This is a genomic window from Caulobacter sp. 05T431, assembly GCF_056665975.1.
Map to the genome: position 1 here is coordinate 1 of NZ_JBFTKU010000076.1, position 569 is coordinate 569.

The following is a 569-nucleotide window of genomic DNA, read 5'->3' on the forward strand; positions in this document are numbered from 1 at the left end:
GGCCAGGACGGCCGCAAGATGCCGCGTGAGCAGCACCCCTGTGTCGGTCCCGCGGGTGCCCCACGCCACGGAGTCGAGCAACACGGCGTCGGCCAGTGCGCCCGCGATGGCGTCCCGGGCCGCGGACTCCGCGAGGGCGGGGTTGCCGGCCCAGACTTGGTCAAGGACCACCGTTGTACCCGCCTCGGCTGCCGCTGCGGCCAGTGCCGCGGGGTCTTCGGCCACGGGATCAACCACGACAACGCCCCGGGCACCCTTGCGGACCGCCTCGGTTGCGCTGGCAGTCCAGCCGGCGGTGCCGGCGAGTGCGACGACGTCGGGCACGTTGCGTGCCKGGGCAAAAGAAACCGGGAGGGAAGCGACGACGGCGCCGACGCCGCCGTCCCGTTCAGCGTCCGGGCCGGCGTGGACCAAAAGTGGGGTTGTCATGCGCTTGCCTACTCGAAAGCGGTGGCGCCGGCATCGACGCGGGAGGCGGTGGCGTCGGCGATCGCAAGGGCGAATTCCAGATCGTGGATGAGCGTCTCCGGGTGCGGGGCTTCTCCGGTGCCGCGGGCGAGCTCGGCGAG

1 protein-coding gene is annotated in these 569 nt (G+C 72.7%); it reads right to left on the reverse strand.

The window, feature by feature from the left end; translation table 11 throughout:
• On the reverse strand, positions 1-324 hold a 324-nt coding region (locus AC1U89_RS24590; protein ID WP_479902227.1), incomplete at its 3' end, for a hypothetical protein.
• Positions 325-569 lie beyond the last annotated feature (245 nt).